At 79.9% G+C, this 1,119-nt stretch carries 1 protein-coding gene and 1 pseudogene; both read left to right on the top strand.

The genetic code is table 11. From position 1 onward, the window contains the following. Positions 1-905 (top strand): DUF2064 domain-containing protein (locus BG452_RS35200; RefSeq protein WP_411293073.1); only part of this gene is annotated, 905 nt, incomplete at its 5' end. After that, positions 902-1,119: pseudogene (locus BG452_RS35195) on the top strand (methionine biosynthesis protein MetW); the annotation flags it as partial. The gene BG452_RS35200 and the pseudogene BG452_RS35195, both read left to right, overlap by 4 nt.

The raw sequence follows: 1,119 nt of genomic DNA, 5'->3' as shown, positions 1-1,119 counted from the left end.
GGCTGCACGACCTCGGCCCGCTGCGGGCCGCCCGCCGCGAGCGGCTGCTCGCCCTGGGCCTCGGCGACCGGCGCTCCGGCTACCCGCTGGAGATGGTGCTCGCGGCCTCCGCCGCCGGGCTGCGGATCGCCGAGACGCCCGTCGACTACCTGCCGCGCGCGGGCCGCTCCAAGGTCACCGGCACCCTGCGCGGTACCCGCCAGGCTGTCCGCGACATGCGCTCGGTGCTGGCCGCGCCGCCGCCCACCCTGCTGGTGATCGCCAAGGCGCCCGTCCCCGGCCGGGTGAAGACCCGGCTCACCCCGCCCTGCACCCCGGCCCAGGCGGCCGCCCTGGCCGAGGCGGCGCTGACCGACACCCTGCACACCCTGGGCGCGATGCCCGCCGGACGCCGCCTGCTGGTCCTGGACGGCGAGCCGGGCGGCTGGCTGCCGCCGGGCTGGGAGGTCCTCCCGCAGGGCGGCGGCGGTCTGGACCACCGGCTGGCCGCCGCCTTCGCCCACGCCGCCCGGCTGGCCCCGGACGCCCCCGCGCTGCTGGTCGGCATGGACACCCCGCAGCTGGACGCGGCCGCGCTGGCCGAGCCGCTGTCCGCCGCCCGGCGGCCGGGCCTGGACGCCTGGTACGGGCCGGCGGCCGACGGCGGGTTCTGGGCGCTCGGCCTGGCCCGGCCGACCGAGCGGCTGGCGGCGCGCCTGCTGCACGGGGTCCCGATGTCCACCCCGGACACCGGCGCGGCCCTGCTGCGGCGGCTGGCACAGGCCGGCCTGACCGTCCACCGGCTGCCCCGGCTGACCGACGTGGACAGCATCCACGACGCCCGGCAGGTCGCCGAGGAGGCCCCGCACAGCCGCTTCGCCTCCCGGCTGCGCACCCTCGACGCCGTTCCGGAGGCGGCGAGTTGACCGTCACCGCACCCTGGGTCGACGACCCCTTCGCCGAGGCCGTCCGCACCGGCTTCGGCCCGCTCTGGCTGCGCCGCGAGGACGGCCGGCGGCTGCACCTGGACATCGAGCGCTGGTGCGCGCCGGCGGCCGGCGCCGACCACAGCCTGCTGCTGCGCTGTGCCAGGCCGGCCGCGCCCGTCCTCGACCTCGGCTGCGGCCCCGGCCGCCTGGT

Origin of the sequence: Streptomyces sp. CBMA123 (assembly GCF_014596465.1) — a bacterium.
GTDB lineage: Bacteria > Actinomycetota > Actinomycetes > Streptomycetales > Streptomycetaceae > Kitasatospora.
Note: the sequence above shows the minus strand (reverse complement) of the source record. Positions and strands in the feature narration are given on the sequence as shown.